Origin of the sequence: Ramlibacter sp. WS9 (genome assembly GCF_003797765.1) — a bacterium.
Lineage (GTDB): Bacteria > Pseudomonadota > Gammaproteobacteria > Burkholderiales > Burkholderiaceae_C > Ramlibacter.
On record NZ_RKMB01000114.1, the window covers coordinates 1 to 576 of the forward strand.

At 63.7% G+C, this 576-nt stretch carries 1 protein-coding gene; it reads left to right on the forward strand.

All coding sequences use genetic code 11. The annotated features are described in order from the left end of the window. Window positions 1–576: amino acid permease (locus tag EEB15_RS33210; protein WP_141514252.1), on the forward strand; the 576-nt coding region annotated here is incomplete at both ends.

Consider the following 576-nt stretch of genomic DNA (forward strand, 5'->3'; position numbering starts at 1 on the left):
TTCGGCGAGTTCGAGTTCTGGTTCGCCCTGATCAAGATCGTCACCATCCTGGCGATGGTGGTGGTCGGCATCGGCATGATCGCCTTCGGCTTCGGCAACGACGGCATCGCCACCGGTATCTCCAACCTCTGGGCCCACGGCGGCTTCATGCCCAATGGCATCCAGGGCGTGCTGATGTCGCTGCAGATGGTGATGTTCGCCTACCTCGGGGTGGAAATGATCGGCCTCACCGCCGGCGAAGCGCGTAACCCGACCAAGACCATTCCCAGCGCGATCAACTCGGTGTTCTGGCGCATCCTGCTGTTCTATGTCGGCTCGCTGTTCGTGATCATGTCGCTCTATCCGTGGAACGAGATCGGCACCCAGGGCAGCCCCTTCGTGATGACCTTCGAGCGCATGGGCATCAAGACCGCCGCCGGGATCATCAACTTCGTGGTGATCACCGCCGCGCTGTCGTCCTGCAACGGCGGCATCTTCAGCACCGGGCGCATGCTCTACAGCCTGGCCCAGCATCGCCAGGCCCCGGCCTTCTTCGGCAAGGCCTCGCGCAGCGGCGTACCGCGCCGGGCGCTGATC